Consider the following 25,601-nt stretch of genomic DNA (forward strand, 5'->3'; position numbering starts at 1 on the left):
CTTCCTTCAGCGGCTCACCGGGCGCAGCGCTCCCGCGCACACCTGTTCGCACACCTGCAAGGTCTCGCGGGCCACATCCTGCCAGGTGCGGCTCATGCGGGCCGCGATGGCGGCATGGTCCCAGGACGCATCGAGCGCCCGGGCCAGCGCGGTTTGCAGGGCTTGCGGATCTTTGGGCGGGATGAGGATGCCGTTGGATGCGTCCAGGATTTCACGCGTGCCACCCACGTCCGTGGCCACGACCGGCCGGCCGCAGGCAGCGCCCTCGACCACCACATTCGGGTAGCCCTCCGACCAACTCGGCAAGGTCAGCACATCGCTGGCTGAGATCCACTCGGCCACTTGCTCCGGCGGCAGCCCGCCAGGCATGCGCACAGAGTCGCCCAGGCCCTCGCGTTGGAGCAACGCGGCGAGCTCGTCCTTCATCACGCCGTCGCCCACGAGGTTCAATCGGCAGCGAGGGCGTTCTGCGCGCAGCCGCGTGAAGGCGGTCACGAGTTCACGCATGCCCTTGGCCTCGACGAAGCGGCCCACGTAAATGACCGATTGCTCATCGGCCTGCATGCCGAGCTTCTGGCGCATCTGAAGGCGGTCCCGCGGGTGGAACACCGAGGTGTTGAAGCCGTTGACGATGGTGTGCACCTTCTCTGGCTTGGCGCCAAAGGTGCCGATGGCGGTCTGCCGCATCGCTTCACTGACGGTGAGCAGGGCATCGGCGCCAGCGATGGTCTGCCGCGTCATGAAGGCGTTGAAGCCGCTGCGGACGTGGATGTCCGAGCCCAGCGCGCCGACCACGCAAGGCACGCCCAGGCGGCGCGCGGTGCGCAGGGCGCCGTAGCCGTCCGGGTACACCCAGTAGGCCAGGACAATGTCGGGCTGGAAGCTGCGCACACGCGGCAAAAGCGCCGCACTGCTCACGTGGCCGTTGATGGCGCGTGACACCACGGGCAGCACGGGGTAGGTGAAGGTCTCCACGTCCAGGCCGTCGATGGTGTAGTCCTCGCCCACGGTGCCATCCAGGAAACTGCGCGGCGCCACAAAGGGCAGGCGCGGGTAGCTGGCCTGCTGAAAGAAAACCTTCACAGTGGCCAGCGAGGACAGTGCTCGGGCTGTTTCGTGGATGTAGCGGCCGCGCGTCATGTCGTGGGACACGGGCAGCATGGGGGTGACGAGGGCGATGCGGGTCATGTGGGCTTCATCGTGGATGGGGCCCCTTTGGCCTGGGGGCGTCGGCGCCTATTTTGCGCGGGTTAATGCGGCCATAATGCGTCGGCGTGATCGATTTGATGAGCGAGATACCGACATGAGCGTGAGTTTTTCGACCTGTGACCTGTGCGATGAGCACAAAGCCTCCACCGATGGCACCTTCCGAGTGCTGCCGCCCGTGTTCAAGGACTTCGGCGCACGCACCGTGTTCAGTGGTGTCGTTGTCACGGTGAAGTGTCACGAAGACAACACCTCCGTCAAAGCCATGGTCGATGCGCCAGGCCTGGGTCGCGTGCTGGTGGTCGATGGCGGTGGCTCACTGCGCAAGGCCTTGCTGGGCGGCAACCTCGGCGCGGCTGCTGCGCGCAATGGTTGGGCGGGCGTCGTGATCGACGGTTGCGTGCGCGATGTGGCCGAGCTGAGTGCCTGTGACGTGGGCATCCGCGCACTGGCTGCCATGCCCATGCCCACCGAGAAGCGACAGCAAGGGCAGACAGATGTGCCGGTGCAGGTCCAAGGTGTGCTCATCCGGCCGGGCGACATGTTGTATGCCGACGCGGATGGCATGGTTGTCATGCCGCAGCAGGCCTGAGCGCGGCATGTCTTTGGGTGTCACGCTCCTGGGGCCGGACATTGACCACCGGCGCAGCCTGGAAGTCATGCTCGGCGGCGAGTGTCGAGTGAACTGGGTTCCCGATTCGAATTCATTCCTTTCAGGACGGCAATCAGGATGGCTTGGCCGCCTCCATCACAAGGCGGAGAGGGTGTTTGGCACCCGCAGTGCCGATTACTTGGAATTGGTGAGCCAAGCCTTGCAGGCCAATCAAAGCAGTGTCGTGGTGGCCTATTGGGGCACCGAGCCACTTGCCGACCTGATGGCCTTGCGCCGGTTGCGTCCTGATCTGAAGCTGTTGCTGATGGTTCTGTGCTTCCCGGTGGCGCTGAACATCGCGGGCATCAGGAGGCAAAACTGGATGATGCGGCGCACGGCTGACCTGCTTGACGGTCTGCTGTTCCCCAACGAGGCGATGCGTGATCACTTCATCGACGAAGGGCTCATGCCCCGACAGCGCGCCAACATGGTCCTGCCGCCTTGCTGGGCTGGTGCGCTGCAGGCCCACGGCTCACAGCCTGCCGGCCTGTCTGAGCCCAACATGATTTTCATTGGGCGGACTGACCTCTCATCTTCCACCGTTCACAAGGCAGACGACCTGCGGCCGTTGATGCGCGAATGCCTTGACGCTGGTATTTTGTTGCACCATGGTCAATCCCGCGAGACAGAGGATGGCCATCCATTGCGTCGGCCGTTTGCGCCGGTCTGCCAGTCTCAGCTGATCGAGAACATGGCTTGCCATGACGTCAGCCTGATCGCGTACAACCTCGCGGCGTGCGATAACGATACTCGGTTCGATTTGACCGTCCCAGACCGTCTGTTGTCCAGTGTTGCTGCGGGCGTGCCCATTGCCGTGCCGCGCTCGGGTTATACCGGCCTCAAGCAATATTTGGCAGGCCACGAGGCCCTGATTGAGTTTGCTTCGCCCCCTGGATTGATGCGCGTCCTCAGAGATCGCGCGCATGTCGAGGCGTTGCGAAAGGCGGCATGGGACGCTCGACCCCGATTTGCCGCGGAGCGCCACGGAGCCGCCCTTCGTGATTTTCTAGGCTCACTCACATGACCGGGTCGGGCGTGCCGGCGGTGACCGTGATCATTCCCGCGTACAACGCGGCACCCTACATTGGCGAGACCATCGAGCACGTTCTCGGGCAGACACTGCCTGACATCGAGGTGATCGTCGTTGACGACGGTTCCTCAGACCAGACAGCTGACGTGGTTGCCCTTTACCCCAGCGTGCGATACATCCGGAAAGTCAACGGGGGGGTGTCAAGTGCCCGCAACGTTGGAGCCCGGCAGGCACGTGCACGGTGGATATCATTCGTTGACGCAGATGATCTGTGGCACCCTCAGATGTTGGCTTCCATGCTGGAGCTGATGCTTCAGCACCCGACCGCCGCCATGGGTTTGTCCGGCAGCACGTCATTGCAAGATCGGCGTGATTTGAGTTCCCCAATCCAGCGCATCGATGGTGCTTTGCCATTCCGATTCCTTTCCGATTTTCGCGAGGTTTTTCGGTTTCCTTACTTGGGTATGTCCAGCGTCATCGTCGAGCGCGACAGGTTTCTCGCGTTGGGTGGGTTCAATGAAAACTTGCGCAGGGCTGAAGATGTGGACTTGTTTTTGCGGTTGCTCTATAATAGCCCTGGGTATGTTCGGTTGATGTACCCTGCGGTTCACATCAGAACAGTTGATGGCAGTTTGAGCAGCGACAGCATCGCGGGATACGTCCAACTGCTCGATGTGTATCAGCGGTTTCTCGCTGAGCACGAGTCTTTCGCCCAAGAGAGTCCTCGCTTGGTGCGGCAAACCTTGAGCGACCTTCACCTCCGGCTTGGTCGAGCCCTGTTTCGTGCCGATCGCCGCAGCGAGGCCATGCAGCAGGCCCTTGCCTCCATGCGAAAAGACTTCACTGGCGCTGCCCTAGCCCTCCTCCTTCGCGTGCACGTCCCCCCGTCGTGGTTAGCGGTCGCACGTTGGTTGACTACATCGACTGAACGAGATGTCAAGTAAGTCAATCTCCATTGCGCCCGAGCGCGGCAGCTGCCTCATCGTGACAGGGCTCTCGCTGGACAACCTCGGCATGTCGCGCCACGGCATCTACCAGCGCTTTCGCATGCTGATGGAGGCTGCTGCTGACACTGGACTGTCGCTTGAGTTGGTGTGCGCGGAGGGCGAGCTTGTCAAGGCAGCGGCGCCTGGTGCCTGCGCGCAGTTGGAAGCCGGAATCCTCCAGCACTGGGGGCTGACATGCAAGGTGATGTCGATAGCGCGTCTCGTGGAGGACAGCCGTATCCCTTACTTGATTCAGCAACTGGCTGGCTGTGTTTCCCACACCTGGTCCCCGTTTCACAGGGCGGCCAGGGCGGGTGGTCAAATGGCGCAGCTCAATGAAGTGATCGCCCCTCGGCACCGCCTGCTGCTTGCCCATCGCCTTGGCAGCATGGCCATCTTGCTGGACTGCACCTCCACTCTGCCTTGTGTGTTTGACATGGACGATGTCGAGCATGTGGTGCACATGCGCCGCATGGACTTGGGAGGTAACGTCAGGGAGCGGTTGTTAGCTCGGATCGCTTTGCCGGCGTTGAAGCGGCTGGAGCGTGCTGCAGTCAGACGGGCGGCCCTGACCTTGGTGTGCGCTGGCGATGACGCGAAGCTGATGCAGGGTCTGGCAGGAGTCTCCGATGCCCGCATCGCTGTGGTGCCCAATGGCGTGACCGTGGTTGAGCCTGGAGCACCCGATTTGTCGGCCCCCCCAGTCCTGCTGATGGTGGGCATCTACAGTTATGAGCCCAACGCGGAAGGCGCACGATTTTTCATTGAGCAGGCATGGCCAATGATCAGGCGTGCCGTCCCGACGGCCGAGGTGTGGTTCGTGGGTGCATCGCCCCAGTCCATCGGCGATGCTGAACGCGTCCCTGAAGGCGTGAAGTTGTTGGGCTTCGTTGACGACATCGAGTCAGCCTATGCTGCTGCCAGTGTTGTCATCTGCCCCATCCTCACTGGAGGCGGGACCCGCATCAAGCTGGTCGAAGCAGCGGTGCGCGAAAAAGCGATTGTTTCCACCACAGTGGGTGCTGAAGGTTTGGCTTTCATCGACGGTTGTCACGCTTTGCTGCGCGATGACGCGGAGGGCTTCGCACACGCTTGCGTGCAATTGCTCATGATCCCGGACCTCAATCGGCAGTTGGGTCAAGCGGTACGGAGATTAGCGGCGGACCGCTACGATCGGAGCATGATCCGGCAGAGCTTGACGCAGCGGCTCAGGGCAGTGATGCGGGCTGACGGTTGATGCTCACGCGAGGGCTGGCAGGAGCACCTGGCCTCAAAGCCTTGTTTTGAATGAATTCGCGGCAGATGCCGCGGCGGGGGGGGTTGTGGGCTTTCGCGCGTACATGCTGTATGTCCTCGTCCTGTTCATCAGACCATTCGAGCAATTTGTGCCCGAACTGATGGAACTGCGGCCAGTGCTGATTCTGTGGGTCCTGACCTTTGTGCTCACATTGCGTGATGCTTCCAAAGTGCAGTGGGGTGCTGCGGAGTCACAGCACTATTGGCTGCTTGGAGGGCTGGCGCTGATTGTCCTGGCCTCGACGTTTTTCAATGGCGGATTTTCATCGTTGGGAGATGGTCTTGGGGAGTACTCGACCCCGGCCATGCTGTTTGCGCTGACGTGCATGAATGTGACCACCACGGAGCGCTATCGCAAGACGGCGATGCTGTTCTTGTTTTGCATCCTGGTGCTGTGCCTCGAGAGTCTTTACGGATATCACACCGGGTGGCAGGCTGACAAGCTGGTCATACCCCAGATGGCCCGCGAAAACGTCATCGTTCCAAAGGACTTACCTGCCGCTCCCGCAGACGACACGTCGGGGGCGTTGATCTGGCGCATTCGCAGTGTGGGTTTCCTGTCAGACCCCAACGACTTTGCGCAGAGCATCATCGTGGTGTCGCCCTGGCTGCTGATGCTGGGTTACTCAAACAGGCGTGCGGTACAACGAATCCTGATGGTTCTTCCCTTGCTGGTTTGCGCTGGCTACACGCTCATGTTGACGCACTCTCGCGGAGGCATCCTGGGCACGGCTGCTGCGGGCCTGTTTGTGGTCAAGATGTACGTCAGCCCTTCCAATTTTGTCCGTTTGCTTCTCGTTGGTGGGCTCGCTGCCGCTTTGTCAATGGGTGGCTTGGGCGGTGACCGTGCGATGTCTTCGAAGGAGCAGTCAGCCAGTGAACGCATTGACGCGTGGAACGACGGCTTGATGATGCTCAAGGGCAATCCGTTGCTGGGCGTGGGTTACGGTAATTTCACCGAGCACCATCACCGCACCGCGCACAACTCTTTCGTCTTGTGTTTCGCCGAGACAGGTCTGGCAGGTTATTCCCTTTGGCTGGGCATGATCATCATCGCTATCAAATCACTCAATCGCGTCATTGCGTGTTCGGAGCCCGGGTCGGTGTCATCGCACTACGCGGGTTTGTTGCGTGCTTCCATCGTGGGTTTCTTGGTGTGCGCTTGGTTCCTGTCGAGGACGTTTGTACCGACGCTCTACCTGTTGTTGGCCATGGCGGTTTGTCTTTTGTACACAACCCGCAAAGCCCATCCGTTGACCCCTCATCCCTCCCCAACCCTGGTCAGACTCCATGAGCCGGTGCTGTGGTGGTGGACGACGCTGCAGGCGGTAGCCGTGACTCTGGTGCTTGTATCGGTCTTCATCCGCACGGCAACCATGTAGCTTGATGTGAGGGGTAGCATGTTCCGTGGAAAACTCAGTCCCATGCCCTCAGTGCATCAGCGGTTTGCCGAATGGGCTTTGGCATGCCTTTTGGCTTTGTTCGTCCTGTGGTCAGGCGCCAAGCGACCAGACCACGACTGGGATGTGATCGGCTACGTTGCCGCGGCCCTTCATGCCGATGGTCTTCGCGGCGTTGACTTGCATCGGCACACCTACGACAGCGTGCGGCATGACGTGGGCGAGCGACAGTTCGCCAGGCTGGTGGACCCCTCTGATCCATACCGAGCGGCGGTGTACGCGTCCCCCGCGGCGCTGGAGCAGAATGTGCATTTTTATGCCATCCGGGTCCTGCACGTTTCGGCAATGCGTGTGATCAGCAAGCTTGCAGGGTGTTCGCCATCCAGGGCCCTGGCCTGGCTCAATGGCGTTGCCGGAGCCCTTGCTGTTTTCGCGTGCTTCGGCTTGCTGCGCGCGTTTTCCGTGCCAGTGTGGTTGTTGCCTGTTCTTTTATGGTGGGCAGGCGTGCGGGATGTGGCGAAGCTCTCGACGCCCGATGTTCTTGCGTGCTGGCTTGCGTTGTCCAGCATGCTCGCACTGGCGCACCAACGATGGCGCCTTGCACTGGTATGCGCATCGTTGCTGCCCTTGGCGCGCACAGATGCTGTGCTCTGGTCGCTCATGGTTGCCATGGCAGTTGTGTGGATGACATCCATGCGCTGGCAGCCACTGCTGGCTGCCGTCCTGTCCCTGATGGTGTGCGCAGCGATCAACCACCTGTGCCAGAACCCTGGGCACCTCGTGATCTTCAACTTCACCTTGATTCAGAAGCATCCGTGGCCAGCATCGCAACCTGTGGCCACCGACTGGCACGTTTATGCGGCCGCTTATGCGCGAGGCGTGATGCATGCCATCGGGCAGCCAGATTTCTTGCTATGGCCTCTGGCCGTGCTGTTGTTGTTTGCCGGTCGCTGCATGGGCCGGCTGCACCACGCTGTGGTGCTGGTGAGCTTGTGTTACGTGCTGCTCCACATGCTTCTCTTTCCCCTCTACCTTCAGCGTTTTTTCGTTGCGCCCATTTTTTTGGTGAGCACTTTGCTTTTTCGCGAAGCATGGTTTTGGTTGAAGCTGGGGACGTCGCGCGTCCCGACTCAGTGAGATGGGCCTTGGGCTCGGACACAAAGAGCATGTCTAAAATTTGAGGCAAAGCAGCGGCTTGGATGGTCGTTGCGGGGTTAACAGGCACTTATGAAGCAACAGACCATCGTCCAGTTGATGGATTTCGTTCCCAACAGTTGGCGCAGCATGGAGCAGTTGTTGGTGGGTTTGGGCACCCGCATGCAGGACGAGGGCTGGCGCACCGTGCATGTGTTCACCGGTGAGCCCGGAGAGCGCATGCGACAAGCGCTGCAGCACATGAACAGCCCGTACCTGGTGGTCAACTACCCCATCGGTCGTGACGATGCACTCCGGCTTGCAGAGCAGTTGCGCCCCTACGAGCCTGCGCTCATCCAGACGCATTTCCTGTCGATCTTCAACCCTGTCTTGCGCACATTGAAGCGGCGCAGCGGGGCCAGGCGCCTGGTTGTGACAGACCATTCAAGTGGCTTGGTGTCACGCAAGTCCCTGCCCATGGAGGTTCTTGCCAAGTTGCGTGGCAGATGGGCCTCAAGCTACGTGGATCAGGTGATTGGCGTTTCTGACTTTGTGTGCAGACGCGATGTTCTGGGGGTCCACATGCCTGCTGCGCAGGTGATGTGCATTCACAACGGCGTTGACGTGCACCATTTCGTGCCTCCTCTCTTGCCCCGTGCTGGCAATCCACCCACCATTGGATTCATCGGGCACTTGATCCCTCAAAAAGGCATTGGCGTGTTGCTGAAGTCCGCGGTCGCTCTGCGCGACCAGGGACACGACTTCCGGCTTCTCATTGCCGGCGAGGGACCTGATGCCGATGCGTATGTTCGAGAGGTTCAGAAGCGGCACCTGCAGGACCGTGTGAGTTTCCTTGGGCAAATCAGTGACACCGTGGGGTTCTACCAGCAGGTGGACATTCTTGTGGTGCCCTCCGAGTGGGAGGAAGCCTTTGGTTTTGTCGTGGCCGAGGGTGCTGCGTGCGGCGCTTGTGTGATCACCTCGGACGCTGGGGGCATGCCAGAGATCGTGGGGCGTGCCGGGGAGGGCGGCCTTGTGGTTCCGCGAGGTCGTGCGGATTTGCTGACAGCCTTGCTGGTCGAGTTGATGGGGGATCCGGAGCGCCGCATGCGCATGGGCCAGTCAGCGCGAAGCCGCATGCAAGCGCAATTCTCGATGTCCTTGACAGTGGACCGTTACGCGCAACAGATCCTGAAACTGCTCGCCTGAGCCACACACTTGAGTCGCCTGCTGATCAGAGCATCTCTCGTCGCTTGATCAGCCAAGGCAGGACCTTGGGAAACAGATTCGGTTTCCTTTGCATGAGCAAAATCAGCAAAGACAAGTCCTTGGGGCTCCAGGTGTTGAGCATGACCGTCAAGCACCAAAACACCAGCACATAAACAACGCCACCCAGCCAATGCATCCAGTTGGCATCTGAAACCTGCAACAACAGCCATGCAAGGCCGCCAGAAAAACACGCGGCCAACAGCAGTGACAGCATGGGTCGCCACGGCAGCCGGAATCCGATCATGCGGTAGCAGTACATGGAGTAGCCGCCGATGATGATGACCGCGTTCACGCCGCTGGCGGCCACGGCACCCACCAGACCGTAAGGCGGGATCAAGATCAAGGAGGCCGTGGTGCTCACCACCATGACGGCGACCGCGCGGCCGGTTCGGATCCGCTGGTTGTCGATCACCAAAAGCAGAGATGACACAGGGTTGTCCAGCAGCGCCAAGCTGCTCAGCAGCACCATCCATTGCAAAGCAGGCACCATGGCTTCATAGCGAACCCCGTAAATGCCAATCACGGCAGGCCGCGCCCACATGATGCCGGCGCCCGCCAGCGTCAGACCCAGGAACAGGAAGTACCGGTTTGCGTCGGAGAGTATGGGCTTCACGTGGTCAAAACCACCCTGTCCGCGTGCGTGCGCCATGGTTGGCATGAGGAGGGTAGAGAGGCTGGACGACAACATCTCAATCGCACCACGGGCGAGGTTGGAGGCCAGTGTGTAGTACCCGACCTCGGCTGCGCCAATGAGTCGGCTCAAGAGGTAGACGTCCACTGTTCGACCACCCAACGACACGATGAGCACCTGCAGCGATGTCCACCACATGTTCGTCATCAAAGGGCGGCGGGCCTCTTCTGTCAGTTTCTCCCGAGTGATCACGATGCCGGCTTTGCGCCGAAGCCACCACACAACACCCACATGCGAGGCACAGACGATGACATACCAGTACAGGTTGTGCTTCAAGCTGGCGTCAGCCCAGGTGAGGACCAAAACGCCTGCTGTGTACAAGATGCTGGTGGCCATGTTGCCCCAAGCCTCGACCCAAAATTTCCAGTGTCCTTTGGCCGCTGAAGTGTGAAATTGATAGACGGATTTCGGCAGGAAACATGCCAACGTGACGGCGAGGAATGTCCGGGTGTCCCCCTCCCATCCAGCAGCTTCAAAGAGCGGGAACAGGGCAAGGAACAAAGCGCACACCACGGCCAAGCTCAACCACTGAGCGCGTTGCAACCATCCATAGAGCGAGCTGGCATCAGATGTCCGGCCGGCCCCCAACGCTTCAGAGATGAAGCGAGAGGCGGTCAGGGGAATGCCGTGGTTCCCGAATGTCACGAGCAGGCCCACCATCCACAGCACATAGGCATAGCGCCCGTACTCGTCCGGACCCAACTGGCGAGCCAACAGCGCACTCACGATCAGGCCCAGTGCCACTGTCACGTAGGTTGACAGTGTCATGACGGCTGCGGCTTTGAGGGCGCCAAGACGCGTTATCGATACGCTCATCGGTGGGAAGCTTTGCAGAAGGGGCGGACCGCGCTGGGAAACAAAAAGCAGGCCCGAAGGCCTGCATTGTGGATGGAGAGAAGCCGAGACTGGATGTCAGGGTTGCTCGATGGCGCCGAGGTCAAAGGCCGAACCCTTCAGAATGCGATTCTTGACGCCCCTCGGGTATGTGTACTCCCCAATCAACGTCAGGTTGTCGGCCGCTGCACCGTTGGGGGTGAAGCTGGGACCAGTGATGCCTGCGTCGAGTGCGGGTGATCCGGTCAGGGGTGCCATGGTGGTGGCGTCGAGCTTGGGCGGATTCTTCCGTGTGTCGCCGATGAACAGGGTGGCCGCAGAAGTGTCCACCATGGGGATGTTCGTGGCTGTCCAACCGGTGCCGTTGCTGACCTGCGTGTTGGAGTATGAGTCGGGCAGATTCCGGTTTTCAGGCACGTAGTTCGCTCCCCGGAGAACCACGCGACCTACGCGAGAGCTGGCAAGGAAGGCCCAACCTGTGGTGCCATCGTCGGCCCAGAAGATGTTGCCACCGGCTTCAACTCTGGCGTTGATGTCCGGGTACTGGTCATCGTTGCCGCCCACTTGGAACACCGAGGACTGGTAGTAGCAATTGCCACCGGGCAGGCAAGAAGAGCGGTGAACATACGTGTTGCCGTAGAAGAACAACACGCCTTTGCGCGTCTTGGCGCTGTTCTTGTCGTGTCCGAAATGGATGGGGCGGCCAGAAAGGCGGTCGTTGGTGTTGCTCAGTGGCAGGTTGATGTCGTTGAGGATGATGTTGCCGTAAACCCAGGCGTAGTCGTAGAGTGGGTCGTCGCGCACAGAGGTCACGTACTCTTCTTCGGTCTCCACCAAGTCGAGGGCACGGGCGCTGGCCTGGATGTAGTTGTAGCGGACCACCGTGGCACTGCCTCGGTCCTTGTATGTGGATCCACCATAGGCCTGCCCCAGGAAGTTGCCTTCAACCAGGGAACGACGCCCTTGCAGGTAGAGGTTGTGCTCAGTGCTTTGTACGGGGTTGCCGTTGAGGTGGATTTTGCTGCGACGCACAATCACGTTCGACGTGTAGTCGTTGACGCTCGTGCCACGGCTGTTCGTGAAGATGCCGTTGTCGTTCGCTGTGATTTCGCAGTTCTCGACGGTCAGGTGCCGCACACGCACAGCGTAGATGGCCGAGGCGCCGCCCTGGTAGGCCTTCGCGACGTTGTTGCCATTCGTGAAAGTGGCATTGTGGTTGGCGTTCATCATCTTCAGGTTCTGGATGGTGATGAACTGCGGGAGGTAATCGTAGCGAGGCGTCTGTCCCGTGGGCATGACCTCATTGCCCTGCCAGTAGATCAGGAAAATGCCCAGTCCCTGGATGCCATCGGACCAGGTGCCGTCGGACAGTTGACCGTAGCTGCCAAAATGAGCGGCCTTGGCATCATCCGCCATGGTGGCTCCCGCTGCATCCAGAACAGGAAGGTTGCAGTTGGCATCCGTCACGCCGTTGATGTAGACGGGTTTGGCCGCGGTGCCCTGTGCACGCAGGCCGATCACCGTTCTGTAGGGCGTGCTGCGGTAGTGGATGTTGACCACGTCGCCAGCCTGCAAGGAAAGCCACGGAACTTGATTGAGTTCGGTGTAGGTTTTCCCGGGGCCGACATCGTAAGTTTTGTTCGAGCCAATCAACCTACCCGAGCAAGCGCTGGAACTCAAAGTCCGGAAGGCCGGGGGCCAAACGCTTCCGTCGTCCATCGGTGGTGCAGCGCTGTCGCTGGTGGTGCTCGTGCTGGTGGTGCTCGTGCTCGTTGGGGGTGTCGACGTGGTTGTCGTGGTCGTGGTCGTTGTGGTTGTCGTCGGGGGGGTTGACGTGCTGGTCGTCGTCTTGCGACGCAGACGCTCCGCTTCGGCCGCGGCATCTCCCGAGTCGCCGCTGCCGCCGCCGCCGCCGCAAGCGGTCAGAACGAGGGAGCTCAAGAGGGACAGGGCAGCGATTTGCGCGTGGCGGCGAGCATCGCGACGGCGCATGGCGCTGCCTGGAGCTCGGGCGGCGTCAGTCGGAACGGTGAATCGGGGATCGGTCATTGCGCTATCCTTTGAGCGGTGCTGTGACATGCCCCAAGCGGAACACGTCGTCTTGGCGTGGATTCTCCGCTGGGTTGATGGCAGTTTCGGGGAGCGGGCCTGCGGGGCAGTAACAAATCGTGTTGTTCCTGCTGTGCATGGGTTTTGGTGGCGCTCTGTCGCGGATCGGTTGATTCGTTCATCAGGTCACGAATCAGTCGATTTTGCGCCGGTCACCTGTGATGGGTTTCACGGAGTGGCGCACAAGGGGAAGCCGTTGCAACTGGGGTTGCGGTGGTGAGACTTTGGATTTTGTTACAGTTGAACCACGGTTCTTTGCGGAGGCAGGGGCGAGAAGTGCCGGGTTTCGCTGGCAGCTGGCCTCGGTGTTCTCGGCGTTTGTCCGATCCATTGGGTTATTGGCGTCCGATCTCGCGGCTTATCGCCCGATCCTCGTGCTTTGGGTCGTGATTGTTTCGGAGTGGGTGTGGGGTGCGAGGGCCCTGAGATGGGGGGCCAACCGTCGCCTGCATTTCGGCAGTCTCGCGAGCCTGTCGCAGGCGGTGCGCATGTCGGTCCGAGCAAGTTCCCGACTGGGGAATGTGGTGGTGGCTTTGGGTGTCATCGGCACCGCGTCCTGTTGTGGGCGCTCACGTGCGTGAATGTCGATGAATCTCTCATTGCCAATTGGCGTCGGAAAATATGACCCGATCCAGGTGGCGCCCAGCCATTTCGACGGAGGATATGTCTGGCATTTTGGTTTGGCGTTTGAGCGGTGTGGGTTTCTCAATGGCACAGCGATTTTGCCAAACCACCATCGTGGTGGTGCCATGGATATTCTTGCGGTTTTCTGCCTCAGCGCCTTGGTTCGTGCGACCGTCCCTGCCTCTCGAGCCGAAGGTCAGGGAGGGGCGGCATCCATCGCTCGAACGCGTGCTTGGCACGGCTCCGATTGGCCCGAGACCATGGATGCACTGACCGAACAGGTCGAGCGCATCAAGGCCAGCATCCGAGCCGAGGTGGAGCACCCGTTCCGTGTCATCAAGCGCCGGTTCAGTCATGTGAACGTGCGCTACCGCGGCCTGGCCAAGAACACGGCGCAGTTGCACACGCTGTTTGCGCTGGCCAATCTGTGCATGGTGCGCAAGCGTTTGACGGGGGGGGCTGGCATGAGTGCGCCCGGCGAATGGGAAATGGGCGCGAAATGCGCCCAAAACGCCTGACGCAAGAGCGTTCAGCCGCCATTCAGGTCATGTCAGCACACCCAGCCATGGTCAGCGCTCATTCGTGCAGACTTCCCTTGGCGAGAGCGCATGTGTGTCGCTGTCCGCGGGTGTGGTCGCGATCTTCATGCTGGGTTTGGTGGTCCGTGCTGAGTTGGGCCCCTTTGGTAAGAAGTGCTCGGCGAGCAGGCGCATCAAAACCTGGAGCGACGGGAGTCGATGCTCAAGGACCGCCCGTTGTTGTGGCGGGTTACTTTCTGTCCTGGTTTGGAGAATGCCATCCGCGAAGGCCGTGGTGTTCACCTTGATGCTCGTCTCCATGTTCATCCGGTTCTCGCGTTGAGCGGCTCTGCATGAACCGCCAGGACACGTGCTTGGCAAGAGGTTGATGGGGCCTGAGGGCCCGGCGTTGCGCGACCGGACAGGCGGCTGGGCTGGCGGCTCGCGCGGCGGATGCGTCAGGCCAAGACGTCAAGGAGTCGGTCCAATCCACCCTCGCTGATGGCCACCATGGCCTGCTCGCGCACCTTGGGTTTGGCATGGAACGCCACACTCAGGCCGGCCGCCCCCATCATGGGGAGGTCGTTGGCGCCATCGCCCACGGCGATGCTGTGGCGCGGGTCACAGCCCAGGCGCATGCACAGGGCCAGCAGGTGCTGCTTCTTGGCTTCGCCATCGACGATGTCGCCCAGGACCCGGCCAGTGAGCAAGCCACCCTCGATTTCCAGCGTGTTGGCGTGGGCCTCGTGCATGCCCAGGCGCTCGCGGACGCGATCGGCAAAGAAGGTGAAGCCGCCAGACACCAGCAGGGTGCGCAGGCCTGCCGATCGCGCTGCCGCCATCAGTTCGGTTGCGCCGGGGTTGAGCTGCAGGCGCGTGTCATAAACGTCCTGCAGGGCTTCGGCGGGCACGCCTTGCAGCAGGGCGACACGGCGTCGCAGGCTGTCCTTGAAATCCGTGATTTCACCGCGCATGGCCGCTTCGGTGATGGCCGCCACTTCGGCTTTCTTGCCCACCGCGTCGGCGATCTCGTCGATGCACTCGATGTTGATGAGGGTGGAGTCCATGTCGAAGGCGATGGCCCTGAACGAGGACAGTTGCAGGGGCGGCTCGAAACCTCGGATCAGGAGGCCTGGGGCAAATGCACGGGGGGATGCGTTGTCGGACATGGCGGGTTGGGGGGGCTTGTGACGCGACCCCATGAAAAAAGCTGGACGACCGGATTATCTCTGGTCGTCCAGCCTCATGCAGGGCTTTCGGGGTGTGGCAGCCAGATGGCTGCGCTCCGTTCAGGGTGCCATCAGCCCTGGCGGCGGCGGCGCAGTGCGAGGGTCATCAGTCCCAAGCCCAGTGCGCCCATGCCGATGGGGTTGAGTTCAGGCACGGCGGTGGCGGGGGACGCGTTGAATGCCACTTCGCCAATGCCGCAAGCGGTCAGGATGTTGCTGGCTGGTTGAGTTTGCGGGCAGCCGCTCATCTCCAGCTTCACGTAGCGCAGCGCGACGGACTGCCAGTTGTAGATGTCGGCCTTGTAATTGGCTTCGTAGGTGTTGTCTGTGGGGCTGAGGTTGCTCAGCAAGCTGAACCAGTTGGTGCCGTCGGTCGAGCCCAGCAAGTTGAGTTTGCCGGCGCCGGTGCCGTCCTCGTTCCAAAAGGCCATGCCCTGGACGTTTTGAACTTTGCCGAGGTCATAGGAGACGACCGAAGCGGTGGTGCCTTGGTTTGAGAACCACTCTTGCCCGTCGTACTCGAAGCTGTGCAGCGCGCTGAGGGCGTAGCTGTCAAAGTCGGTCACACCGCTGACGTAGTCGTTGAACAGGCCGAACAGGTTGTAGGTGTCGGCGATGTCGCCAATGCCGGGGCCGCCGGACACGACAGTGGCGTCCACGGCGCTGACGATGGTGCCGGCTTGTGCAACGGACAGCACGGCCATCGACAGGGCTGCAGCAATGGAATTTTTCGTGAACATGTTCTTCCCTTGGATGGCAGAGGAATCAACGGCCGGGCTTCAGCGAGGAAGCCCATGGAATGCGTGTGAGGTTAAATGGCGTGACAAACGCACGCAATCCCTTGTTTCCAGTGTATCGCGGCTTGTCGGTGGCACTGTGGTGGCGCTGTCGGCAGAAGGCCCGTGATCGGCGGTCATGGGGCGAGGGTTCGCCTTTGTGTCTGGGCATCGGGCCGTGCGGTTGGGGGTGCCTCATCTTTGTGGCCTAATACTGGGTTTGATCATTCCATCCACTGGAGCCAGCCATGGGCAACAAAATCATCACCGAAGCCGACCGTCAAGCCACCCCCCGTCCCGTTGCGCCCGCTGGCGTGACCCTGGTGCGCGGCAATGGCCAAAAGCGCAGCCTGGAGCGTGGTTCGCACACCCGCAGCAAGAAGAACCCCGGCAAGCGTTGCCACAAGGGTGGCTGATGGCTGGCTGAGCTGGCCAGGCCCTCCTTGGGCCGGCTGGCCTTGCGATGCGGCTGAGCCCTGAGCTGGTTGCGTCGCAGAATCACAGCGTCGATATGTTGAGAATCACCGAGTTGCGGTTGCCCTTGGACCATGCCGAGGGCGCTGTGCGCGCGGCGATCGTGTCCCGTCTGGGGCTGCAAGACACCGACCTGCATGCGTTCACCGTTTTCAAGCGCAGCCATGACGCGCGCAAGAAAACGGCCATCGTCCTGATCTACACCGTTGACTGCGAACTGGCCGCCGAGGCCCTGCAAGTCGATGTGCTGCAACGTTTCGCAGCCGACCCCCATGTGCGCCCAACGCCCGACACGGGTTACCACTTCGTGGGGCATGCGCCTGTCGATTTCCATGCAGAAGGGCGCTTGCGTCCTCTGGTGGTGGGCTTCGGTCCTTGCGGCATTTTCGCGGCGCTGATTCTGGCCCAGATGGGCCTGCGTCCCATCGTGCTGGAGCGGGGCAAGGAAGTGCGCCAGCGAACGAAAGACACCTGGGGCCTGTGGCGCCAGGGCGTGCTCAACCCCGAGTCGAATGTCCAGTTCGGTGAAGGCGGTGCGGGCACGTTCTCGGACGGCAAGCTCTGGAGCCAGATCTCCGACCCGCGCCACCTGACGCGCAAGGTGCTGACCGAGTTCGTCAAGGCCGGTGCGCCGGAGGAAATCCTCTATGTGGCCAAGCCCCACATCGGCACCTTCCGCCTGGTCGGCATGGTCGAGAAGATGCGCGCGGACATCGAGGCGCTGGGCGGTGAGATCCGCTTCGAGCAACACGTCAGCGATGTGCGCATCGAGGGCCCGGAGGGCGCACGCCACATCCGCGGTGTGACCCTGGCGTCGGGCGAGCAGATCCGCGCCGACCATGTGGTGCTGGCGCTGGGCCACAGCGCCCGCGACACCTTCACCATGCTGCACGAGCGCGGTGTGTTCATGGAGGCCAAGCCGTTCTCGATCGGCTACCGCATCGAGCACCCGCAGGGCGTGATCGACCGTGCGCGTTTCGGCCCGCATGCCGGCAACCCCATCCTGGGTGCCGCCGACTACAAGCTGGTGCACCACGCCAGCAACGGCCGCGCTGTGTACAGCTTTTGCATGTGCCCGGGCGGCACGGTGGTGGCCGCGACCTCGGAGCCCAACCGGGTCGTCACCAACGGAATGAGCCAGTATTCGCGCAACGAGCGCAACGCCAACGCGGGCATCGTCGTGGGCATCACGCCGCAAGACTATCGCCAGGATGGCAAGGCGGATGGCCCTGTGAGTCCGCTGGACGGCATGGCATTCCAGCGTTTGTGGGAGTCCCGCGCTTACGAGTTGGGCGAGGGCGGCTACATGGCGCCAGGCGCGCTGGTGGGCGATTTCATCAAGCGTCAGCGCAGCAGTGCGCTGGGCAGTGTCGAGCCGTCTTACAAGCCGGGCGTGCACCTCACCGACCTGGCCCAGAAGGGCCGAGGCAGCCTGCCTGATTACTGCCTGGACGCCATCCGCGAGGCCTTGCCCGCGTTCGAGCGCCAGATCAAGGGCTTCTCCATGCCGGATGCGGTGTTGACGGGGGTGGAGACGCGCACGTCGTCACCGTTGCGCATCACCCGCGGCCGAGACTTTCAGAGCCTCAACGTCCAGGGCCTGTACCCGGCCGGTGAGGGGGCGGGCTACGCCGGTGGGATCATGTCGGCAGGGGTGGATGGCATCGAGGTGGCCGAGGCGCTGGGCGCGGCCGTTCTGGGTGTACCGCCTGTGGATGCGCGCAAGGCGTCGAAAGCCTCTCAGCTCTGACGACGGCGTGGCACTTGGACATGGCCACGAACCCGTCATCAGCCCGGCGCGCGTTTGCTGACCATGTGGTCGATCTCCTGCGCGGGATGGGGGCGGTGCGCGCCAAGCCCATGTTCGGCGGGCACGGCCTGTACCTGGATGGCGTGATGTTCGCGCTGCTGGCCGATGGCCGTTGCTTCATCAAGGTGGATGCAGAGACGCTGCCTGTGTTCGAGGCCGAGCGGTGTCTGCCTTTTGTGTTCGAGGCGAAGGGGCGGCGGGTGGCTTTGATGTACCACGAGGCGCCCCTCGAAGCCTTGGACCAGCCGGATGTGGCGGTGCGTTGGGCCCGTTTGGGTGTGGGTGCAGCGCACCCAGGCGCAGTGCCCGTCGGCCTCGCTGAACCTGTTGTGGGCGCTGGAGGGGGCGCTCAGTGGCCGGTCTTGGCGGCAGGTGGCCGAGCAGGACAGGCTCAGTTTGCTGATGGCGCTCGAAGACGCGCAAAGCCATCGGCGCTGAGCCCTCTGGTGCTGCGCGACGTCACGCGTTCAGCGGCTGCCCCAGGGCCTTGAGCAGGTCGCGCACGTACTGGGCGCGGTCTTTCGGGTCGGACAGGGCTTTTTCGATGCGCAGCTTGTCGTTGCCCGCCAGCTTGATGTGCTTGTTCTTTTGCACCAGCTCGATGATGCGCATGGGGTCGATCGGCGGGTTGGGGCGGAAGGTGACGTTGATGATGCCGGGCGCCGCGTCGATCTTCATGACGCCATAAGGCTTGGCCAGCACGCGCAGCTTGTGGGTGTCGAACAGGGCCTGAGCTTGGGGCGGCAGCTTGCCGAAGCGGTCCACCAGTTCTTCGAGCATCGTTTCGATCTTGTCGAGCGAGTCGGTGGTGGCCAGGCGCTTGTACAGGCTCAGGCGCACGTGCACATCGCCACAGTAGGCGTCGGGCAGCAGGGCGGGGGCGTGCAGGTTGATGTCGGTGTTGGCGCCGAACATGCCCAGCGGCGAGAGCAGGTCGGGCTCCTTGCCTGCCTTGAGTGAACGCACGGCTTCGGCCAGCATCTCGTTGTAGAGCTGGAAGCCCACTTCCATCATGTTGCCGCTCTGGTTGTCGCCCAGCACCTCGCCAGCTCCGCGGATTTCCAGGTCGTGCATGGCCAGGTAGAAGCCCGAGCCCAGCTCTTCCATGTTCTGGATGGCGTCCAGGCGTTGGGCGGCTTGCTTGGTCAGTCCCTCCACATCCGGCACGAGCAGGTAGGCGTAGGCCTGGTGGTGCGAGCGGCCCACGCGGCCGCGCAGCTGGTGCAGCTGCGCCAGGCCGAACTTGTCGGCGCGGCTGATGACGATGGTGTTGGCACTCGGCACGTCGATGCCGGTTTCGATGATGGTCGAGCACAGCAGCACGTTGTGGCGCTGGGCCACGAAGTCGCGCATGACGCGCTCCAGCTCGCGCTCGGGCATCTGTCCGTGGGCCACGGCGATGCGGGCCTCGGGCAGCAGCTCCTGGAGCTTGTCGCGCCGGTTCTCGATGGTCTCGACCTCGTTGTGCAGGAAGTAGATCTGGCCGCCGCGCTTGAGCTCGCGCAGCACGGCCTCGCGGATGATGCTGCTGTTTTCGGAGCGCACGAAGGTCTTGATGGCCAGGCGGCGCTGCGGCGCGGTGGCGATGACCGACAGGTCGCGCAGGCCTTCCATGGCCATGCCCAGGGTGCGGGGGATGGGCGTGGCGGTGAGGGTGAGCACGTCGATGTCGGCGCGCATGGCCTTGATGGCCTCTTTGTGGCGCACGCCAAAGCGGTGCTCTTCGTCGATGATGAGCAGGCCTAAGCGCTTGAACTTGACCGACTCGCTGAGCAGCTTGTGCGTGCCCACGACGATGTCGATGGTGCCGTCTTCCAGGCCCTGCATGGCGCCCTTGATTTCCTTGGCGGAGCGGAAGCGCGACATCTCGGCCACTTTGACGGGCCATTGCGCAAAGCGGTCGGAGATGTTGTTGTAGTGCTGTTCGGCCAGCAAGGTGGTGGGCGCCAGCAGGGCGACCTGCTTGCCGCTGGTCACGGCCACGAACATGGCGCGCAGGGCCACTTCGGTCTTGCCGAAGCCCACGTCGCCGCAGACCAGGCGGTCCATCGGGCGCGGGCTGATCATGTCCTGGATGACAGCGTGGATGGCGGCGCGCTGGTCGGGCGTTTCTTCGAAGCCGAAGCTGGTGGCGAAGGCCTCGTAGTCTTGCGCGCTGAAGCGGAAGGCGTGACCTTCGCGCGCAGCACGGCGGGCGTAGAGGTTGAGCAGCTCGGCGGCGGTGTCGCGCACCTGCTCGGCGGCCTTGCGCTTGGCTTTGTCCCACTGTGGCGAGCCCAGGCGGTGCAGCGGGGCTTCGTCGGCGCTCACCCCCGTGTAGCGGCTGATGAGGTGCAACTGCGACACGGGCACGTACAGCGTGGCCTTGTCGGCGTACTCCAGGTGCAGGAACTCGGAAGGCCCATCGCCCAAATCGAGGTTGATGAGGCCCTGGTAGCGGCCGATGCCGTGGTTGCTGTGCACCACCGGGTCGCCGACGTTCAGCTCGGACAAGTCCTTGATGAGCGAGTCCACGTCGGTGGTCTGCTCGTTTTTCTTGCGGCGGCGCCGTGTGGTTGGGCTGGCGTCGAACAGCTCGGTCTCGGTGACGATGTGCAGGCTGTGCGAGGCACCCGCGGCGTCCGTGGACTGCCAGACGAAGCCTGCCGCCAGGGGTGCGGCCGTGATCGCGTGGCGGTGGCCGCTGTCCACGAAGGCCTGCAGCGAGTCCACGCTGGGCAGGTCGATTTTGTGGTCGCGCAGCAGCTCCATCAGGCTCTCGCGGCGGCCGGCGCTTTCGGCGACCACCAGCACGCGGGCCTCGGTGCTGGCCATGTGCTGTTCCAGCTTGCGCAGCGGGTCCTGGCCACCGCGCTCCACGCTCAGGTTGGGCAGGGGGCGGGCCCATGCCGTGGGCTCTGTGGGCTCGGTGCTGCGCACCACCAGCACCGCATGGGCATTGGCCAGGGCGAAGAAGTCTTCCGGCTTGAGGAAGAGGTCTTCGGGCGGGAGCAGCGGCCGTTCGGGGTCGTGCTGCAGGAAGCGGTGGCGCTCGCGGGTTTCGGTCCAGAAGCGGCGCAGGGCCTCGTCGATGTCGCCGTGCAGCACGACGGCGGCGCCCCCTTGGGCAGGGTCACCGAGGTGCTGGAAGAAGGTCGAGGTCTCGTCGAAGAACAGCGGCAGGTAGTACTCGATGCCCGCCGTGGCCACGCCCGTGCCGATGTCTTTGTAGATGCGGGATTTGGTCGGGTCACCTTCAATGCGTTCGCGCCAGCGGTTGCGGAACGCGCCGCGCGCGGCCTCGTCCATCGGGAACTCGCGGCCGGGCAGCAGACGCACTTCGGGCACGGGGTAGAGGCTGCGCTGGCTGTCGGGGTCGAAGGTGCGGATGGAGTCCACCTCGTCACCGAACAGATCGACCCGGTAGGGCACCAGCGAGCCCATGGGGTAGAGGTCGATGAGGCCGCCGCGCACGGCGTATTCGCCCGGCGACACCACCTGGCTGACGTGGTTGTAGCCCGCCAGCGTGAGCTGCGACTTCAGTGCCGCTTCGTTGAGCTTTTGCTTTTGCTTGAAGTGGAAGGTGTAGGCCGCCAGGAAAGACGGCGGCGCCAGCCGGGTCAGCGCCGTGGTGGCGGGCAGCAGCACCAGGTCCACGCCCTTGTCGGCCTCGCCCGCCACGCCGTTTTGCATGCGCCACAGCGTGGCCAGTCGCTCGGAAATCAGGTCCTGGTGCGGCGAGAAGGTGTCGTAGGGCAGCGTCTCCCAGTCCGGGAAGATGGCGCAGCGCAGCTCGGGCGCGAAGAAGGCGATCTCATCGAGCAGGCGCTGGGCATCGGCCGGGTCGGCGGTGAGCAGCGCGGTCAGTTGTCCCTGGGCCTTGCGCGCCTGTGCGAAGCGGGCCAGCAGCAAGGCATCGCCCGAGCCGGTGGGGCGGGGCACGGCGTGGCGTTTGCCGGCGGCGATCGAGGGCAGGGGCAGGGCAGGCAGCATGGCGCGTGTCGGATCGGTGGGGCGGAGGAGCGGGCTGGCGGTCGTGGCTTGGCGGTCGGCAATGGCAAAGCGCCCGGTCACGACGGTGGCCGGGCGTCTCAGGTCTGCGGCCCAGGTGGTGGCGCGCAGGTGTCATCGCTGAGCCAGGCATTTTAGGTGGGGGACAATCCCGCCATGTCCGATGCCATGCCATTCACCTTGACGTCACCCGATTTCTTGCCCCGTTGCTACGCCCTCGTGCCGTGTGCCGGCGTGGGCGAGCGCGCCGGCGTGGGCGGTCCCAAGCAGTACCACCCGGTGGCGGGGCAGGCCGTCGTGGCCCACACCCTGGCCGCCTTGCAAGCCGTGCCCCGGCTGGTGGCCACGCTGGTGGTGCTCTCGCCAGCAGATGATCAATTCGAGCGCCACGCGCCCGCCTTCACGGGCGAGCGCGCCTGGGTCGCCCGCGTGGGCGGTGCCACCCGCGCCGAGAGCGTGGTCAACGGCCTCGCCGAGTTGCTGGCCCGCGGCGCCCAGCCGCACGACTGGGTGCTGGTGCACGATGCCGCACGTTGCCTGCTGCGGCCCGAGTGGGTGGCGAGGTTGATCGCCGACTGCGAGGCCGACGAGGTCGGTGGCCTGCTGGCCTTGCCCCTGGCCGACACGCTCAAGGCCGCCGTGCGAGGTGCGGACGGCGAGGCCCGCGCGCAGGCCACGGTGGACCGCACGGCCAAGTGGGCCGCTCAGACCCCACAGATGTTCCGCCTCGGGCTGCTGCGTCCCGCCCTGGCATCGGCTTTGTCTGATCCGGTGAGCGCTGCGGCCATCACCGACGAGGCCAGTGCCATCGAGGCCTTGGGCCACATGCCGCGCCTCGTGCCAGGCGACTGGGAGAACATCAAGGTGACTTGGCCGGGCGACTTTGCTTTGGCCGAACGCCTGCTGCGGACACGGGCTTGAGGGCTGCTGGCTTGTCGCGGGCAGCCCCGTCCGCTTTCAAGCTCGCCTTCATTGCCCCCTTCAATGCCCCTTTCAGTGCCGCCATCACCACCGGTTTGACCCATGCCGGCGTCTGCGCCATGGCCGTGGCATCTGCCGGGGCGAGCACCTGTCCGGCCTGCCAATGCAGCACCAGGCGCGGTTGGGGGGGCATGCCCAGGTGCGGATCGGCCTCGTCGGTGTTGTCGTACACGCGCAGCTCTGTCAGGTGCGGCAGCAACTGGATGAGTTGCAAGCGGCTCTGATCGAAGCGCCGGCGGATGTCGGCTTCAGGGATGTCGTGCCCGCCCTTGCGCACCCGCGCCTTGACGCGGGCCAGGTGGTGCTCCGGGCTGGCCAGGCCCACGTACCAGATGCGCAACTCGTAGCCCGCTTCTGCGGCCTGCTTCAGCAGCCGGGCAAAGCTCTGGCCGCCCAGGGTGGTCTCGAAGTTGTGGTTCAGGCGCTGGGCGATGGCGTGTTGCAGCAGGCGCTTGCCCTCGTGCCAGGCGGCGCTGTTGGCCTGCGTGACGCTGAGGTGCGGCTGCGCCTGACGGATGCGTGCGGCAGCCTCGTCCGGATTGAAGTATTGGGCACCGCAGGCGCGGATCATCGCGCCACCGATGCTGCTTTTGCCAGCACCGTTGGTGCCTGCGAGCACGAACAGGCGGGGGGCGTGGGCAGTCTGGTCCACGGGCAGTCTCTCTGTTGTGTTTGGGGTGTGGCGCACGCAGGTGCGCGTGAACTCAGCGCGGCGCTTGTGCCGCTGCCAGCGCGGCCTGGCCCAAGGCCTCGGGGCTGGCGTTGAACGCGGCCATCATGCCCTGGCGGGAGGCAGGAGTCTGCATCTGCTGAAGCAGGGCGTCGAACTCGTGGCTCAGGCTGCCCAGGGCCTGGTCGCGGGCGTCGAGCAGGGCCTGGTAAGCGTCCAGCGACAGCACCACGGCGGTGGTTCGGTCGCGTTTGGTGATGGCCACCATGCCCTGGCTGGACGCGGCGTCCAGCACGCGCCCGAAGCTGTTTTTGGCCTCCGTGGCCGAGAACTCGGGAACGTCCACGTTGTCACCCAGGGGGTTGCGCAGGTGGAGGGCTGTCATGGTGTCGGCCTGGGAGTGGGTGTTGTTGGCCATTTTAGACATTTTGGCCATTTTGTCCACGGTGTCTGGGCCTGCCCCATGAAAAAAGCCCGGTCGGTGCCGGGCTTGGGAGAGTCACCAGGAAACTTCTTGCTCCGGCGATGCCTTGATGCGGTGGATGGACAGGTCTGCGCCCTCGAACTCTTCCTCGTGGCTCAGGCGCAGCCCCATGAACTTGTTCAACACACCATAGACCAGGCCGCCACTCAGCAGGGCGAAGCCCACCACGATCAGCGTGCCCAGCACCTGGGTGCCCAGACTCACGCCGCCCACCCCGCCCAAGGAGGTCTGGCCAAAAATGCCCGCCGCGATGCCGCCCCAGGCGCCACACAGGCCGTGCAGCGGCCACACGCCCAGCACATCGTCGATCTTCAGCTTGTTCTGCACCAGGGTGAACATGACCACGAACAAGGCACCAGCGACCGCGCCCACCACCAGGGCGCCTGCGGGGTGCATGATGTCCGAACCCGCGCACACGGCCACCAGGCCGGCCAGCGGGCCGTTGTAAGCGAAGCCAGGGTCGTTCTTGCCCATCAGCACGGCCACCAGGGTGCCGCCCACCAGGGCCATCAGCGAGTTCACCGCCACCAGGCCTGACATCTTGTCGAGGGTCTGGGCGCTCATCACGTTGAAGCCAAACCAGCCGACGACCAGGATCCACGAGCCCAGGGCCAGGAAAGGGATGCTCGAGGGCGGGTGGGCCGACACGGCGCCGTCCTTGCGGTAGCGGTTGCGCCGCGCACCCAGGATGAGCACCGCCGGCAGCGCGACCCAGCCACCGAAGGCATGCACCACCACCGAGCCGGCAAAGTCATGCAGTTGGGCGCCCGTCACGGCCTGCAGCCAGTCTTGGAAGCCACCCCTGTTGTTCCAGACTGCACCTTCGCACAGCGGGTAGAACACCCCGACGATGATGGCCGTGGCCACCAGTTGCGGACCGAACTTGGCGCGCTCGGCGATGCCGCCCGAGATGATGGCCGGGATGGCCGCCGCGAACGTCAGCAGGAAGAAGAACTTGACCAGCGCGTAGCCATTGTTCTGGGCCAGGGTGCCGGCGCCAGCGAAGAAGTCCACGCCATAGGCGATCGTGTAGCCCACGAAAAAATATGCGATGGTCGAAACACAGAAATCCACCAGGATTTTGACCAAGGCATTGACCTGGTTCTTGCCGCGCACCGTCCCCAGTTCCAGGAACGCGAAACCAGCGTGCATGGCCAGCACCATCATGGCGCCCAGCAGGATGAACAGCGCGTCGGCGCCTTGTTTGAGTTGTTCCATGTGCGATCGTCCAGAAAATCCAAGAACGCGGATGCACCGACATGAGGCGAGTGGCATCCTGAAGCGGGTTTTGCACCAACTTATGCAATTCTCATGCCTGTGTTTGGGGCGTTCTGGGGCTGCCGTGTCCGGGCATGGGTTGCTCGCACCACGGGCATGCGCCGCATGGACGTTGAAAGATCTGTGTTGGTGCGTTTTACGCAACATGCGCCAATTTGCA

General features: G+C 63.2%; 20 protein-coding genes and 1 pseudogene. 12 read left to right on the plus strand and 9 right to left on the minus strand.

Annotated elements, in window-relative coordinates; translation table 11 throughout:
* Window positions 1-6: 6 nt before the first annotated feature.
* Window positions 7-1,188 (minus strand): glycosyltransferase, encoded by a 1,182-nt coding sequence (locus EV672_RS11240; RefSeq protein WP_133609248.1) that lies wholly within the window; start codon window positions 1,186-1,188, stop codon window positions 7-9.
* Between the two features lie 115 nt (window positions 1,189-1,303).
* On the opposite strand from EV672_RS11240, the gene rraA reads away from it, so the two are divergent.
* The 7 genes from rraA to EV672_RS11275 all read left to right on the plus strand — a co-directional run bounded on the left by rraA (window position 1,304) and on the right by EV672_RS11275 (window position 8,913).
* Window positions 1,304-1,798 (plus strand): ribonuclease E activity regulator RraA, encoded by a 495-nt coding sequence (gene rraA / locus EV672_RS11245; protein ID WP_133609251.1) that lies wholly within the window; start codon window positions 1,304-1,306, stop codon window positions 1,796-1,798.
* Window positions 1,799-1,805: 7 nt separating this feature from the next.
* Entirely contained in the window at window positions 1,806-2,882 is a 1,077-nt protein-coding gene (locus tag EV672_RS11250; protein ID WP_133609253.1) for a hypothetical protein, read from the plus strand.
* Window positions 2,879-3,832, plus strand: a complete 954-nt coding sequence (locus tag EV672_RS11255; protein ID WP_133609255.1) for a glycosyltransferase family 2 protein — start codon at window positions 2,879-2,881, stop codon at window positions 3,830-3,832. Before EV672_RS11250 ends, EV672_RS11255 begins: the two co-directional genes overlap by 4 nt.
* Window positions 3,822-5,111: a glycosyltransferase gene (locus EV672_RS11260; protein WP_133609257.1), complete on the plus strand. Its 1,290-nt coding sequence runs from the start codon at window positions 3,822-3,824 to the stop codon at window positions 5,109-5,111. The genes EV672_RS11255 and EV672_RS11260 overlap by 11 nt, the downstream gene beginning before the upstream one ends.
* Window positions 5,112-5,214: 103 nt before the next feature.
* The gene (locus EV672_RS11265) at window positions 5,215-6,552 is read left to right on the plus strand and encodes an O-antigen ligase family protein (protein WP_133609259.1); all 1,338 of its coding nucleotides are present in this window, start codon (window positions 5,215-5,217) and stop codon (window positions 6,550-6,552) included.
* Window positions 6,553-6,570: 18 nt separating this feature from the next.
* Window positions 6,571-7,707, plus strand: coding sequence for a hypothetical protein (locus EV672_RS11270; RefSeq protein WP_133609261.1), 1,137 nt, complete (start codon window positions 6,571-6,573; stop codon window positions 7,705-7,707).
* A gap of 90 nt (window positions 7,708-7,797) precedes the next feature.
* Complete coding sequence (locus EV672_RS11275) at window positions 7,798-8,913, plus strand: glycosyltransferase family 4 protein (RefSeq protein WP_133609263.1); 1,116 nt, start codon at window positions 7,798-7,800, stop codon at window positions 8,911-8,913.
* Window positions 8,914-8,938: 25 nt separating this feature from the next.
* On the opposite strand, the gene EV672_RS11280 is transcribed toward EV672_RS11275, so the two are convergent.
* Both EV672_RS11280 and EV672_RS11285 read right to left on the minus strand, forming a co-directional pair.
* Entirely contained in the window at window positions 8,939-10,480 is a 1,542-nt protein-coding gene (locus EV672_RS11280) for a lipopolysaccharide biosynthesis protein (protein WP_133609265.1), read from the minus strand.
* A 96-nt stretch (window positions 10,481-10,576) separates the two neighbouring features.
* Window positions 10,577-12,547, minus strand: a complete 1,971-nt coding sequence (locus EV672_RS11285) for a right-handed parallel beta-helix repeat-containing protein (protein WP_133609267.1) — start codon at window positions 12,545-12,547, stop codon at window positions 10,577-10,579.
* A 947-nt stretch (window positions 12,548-13,494) separates the two neighbouring features.
* Between EV672_RS11285 and EV672_RS11290 the strand changes: the two are divergent.
* Window positions 13,495-13,749 (plus strand): annotated as a pseudogene (locus tag EV672_RS11290) (transposase); the annotation flags it as partial.
* A 458-nt stretch (window positions 13,750-14,207) separates the two neighbouring features.
* Here EV672_RS11290 and serB read toward each other — a convergent pair.
* The gene (gene serB, locus EV672_RS11295) at window positions 14,208-14,918 is read right to left on the minus strand and encodes a phosphoserine phosphatase SerB (RefSeq protein ID WP_133609269.1); all 711 of its coding nucleotides are present in this window, start codon (window positions 14,916-14,918) and stop codon (window positions 14,208-14,210) included.
* A 131-nt stretch (window positions 14,919-15,049) separates the two neighbouring features.
* Window positions 15,050-15,718, minus strand: a complete 669-nt coding sequence (locus EV672_RS11300) for a discoidin domain-containing protein (protein ID WP_133609271.1) — start codon at window positions 15,716-15,718, stop codon at window positions 15,050-15,052.
* Window positions 15,719-16,002: 284 nt separating this feature from the next.
* On the opposite strand from EV672_RS11300, the gene EV672_RS18720 reads away from it, so the two are divergent.
* From EV672_RS18720 to EV672_RS11310, 3 genes are all read left to right on the plus strand, one after another.
* Window positions 16,003-16,170: a hypothetical protein gene (locus EV672_RS18720; RefSeq protein WP_166643551.1), complete on the plus strand. Its 168-nt coding sequence runs from the start codon at window positions 16,003-16,005 to the stop codon at window positions 16,168-16,170.
* A gap of 95 nt (window positions 16,171-16,265) precedes the next feature.
* The gene (locus EV672_RS11305; protein ID WP_133609273.1) at window positions 16,266-17,978 is read left to right on the plus strand and encodes an NAD(P)/FAD-dependent oxidoreductase; all 1,713 of its coding nucleotides are present in this window, start codon (window positions 16,266-16,268) and stop codon (window positions 17,976-17,978) included.
* 20 nt (window positions 17,979-17,998) lie between these two features.
* Window positions 17,999-18,529, plus strand: a complete 531-nt coding sequence (locus EV672_RS11310; RefSeq protein ID WP_133609582.1) for a TfoX/Sxy family protein — start codon at window positions 17,999-18,001, stop codon at window positions 18,527-18,529.
* Here the strand turns inward: EV672_RS11310 and mfd are convergent.
* Window positions 18,498-22,010 carry a transcription-repair coupling factor gene (gene mfd, locus EV672_RS11315; protein ID WP_166643552.1) on the minus strand — a complete coding sequence of 1,171 codons (3,513 nt, stop codon included), beginning with the start codon at window positions 22,008-22,010 and terminating at the stop codon, window positions 18,498-18,500. The genes EV672_RS11310 and mfd overlap by 32 nt on opposite strands.
* Window positions 22,011-22,196: 186 nt before the next feature.
* Here mfd and ispD point away from each other — a divergent pair, with 186 nt between their 5' ends.
* On the plus strand, window positions 22,197-22,949 hold the full coding sequence (gene ispD / locus EV672_RS11320) for a 2-C-methyl-D-erythritol 4-phosphate cytidylyltransferase (protein ID WP_133609275.1): 753 nt from the start codon (window positions 22,197-22,199) through the stop codon (window positions 22,947-22,949).
* Here the strand turns inward: ispD and EV672_RS11325 are convergent.
* From EV672_RS11325 to EV672_RS11335, 3 genes are all read right to left on the minus strand, one after another.
* The gene (locus EV672_RS11325; protein WP_133609277.1) at window positions 22,888-23,661 is read right to left on the minus strand and encodes an ATPase; all 774 of its coding nucleotides are present in this window, start codon (window positions 23,659-23,661) and stop codon (window positions 22,888-22,890) included. The two genes, ispD and EV672_RS11325, sit on opposite strands and share 62 nt — an antisense overlap.
* Window positions 23,662-23,713: 52 nt before the next feature.
* A complete protein-coding gene (locus EV672_RS11330) occupies window positions 23,714-24,064 on the minus strand; it encodes a type II toxin-antitoxin system Phd/YefM family antitoxin (protein WP_133609278.1) in 351 nt (116 codons plus the stop codon).
* Between the two features lie 114 nt (window positions 24,065-24,178).
* Window positions 24,179-25,381: an ammonium transporter gene (locus EV672_RS11335; RefSeq protein ID WP_133609280.1), complete on the minus strand. Its 1,203-nt coding sequence runs from the start codon at window positions 25,379-25,381 to the stop codon at window positions 24,179-24,181.
* Between the last annotated feature and the right edge of the window lie 220 nt (window positions 25,382-25,601).

It is taken from the genome of Aquabacterium commune, from assembly GCF_004362855.1.
GTDB lineage: Bacteria > Pseudomonadota > Gammaproteobacteria > Burkholderiales > Burkholderiaceae_C > Aquabacterium > Aquabacterium commune.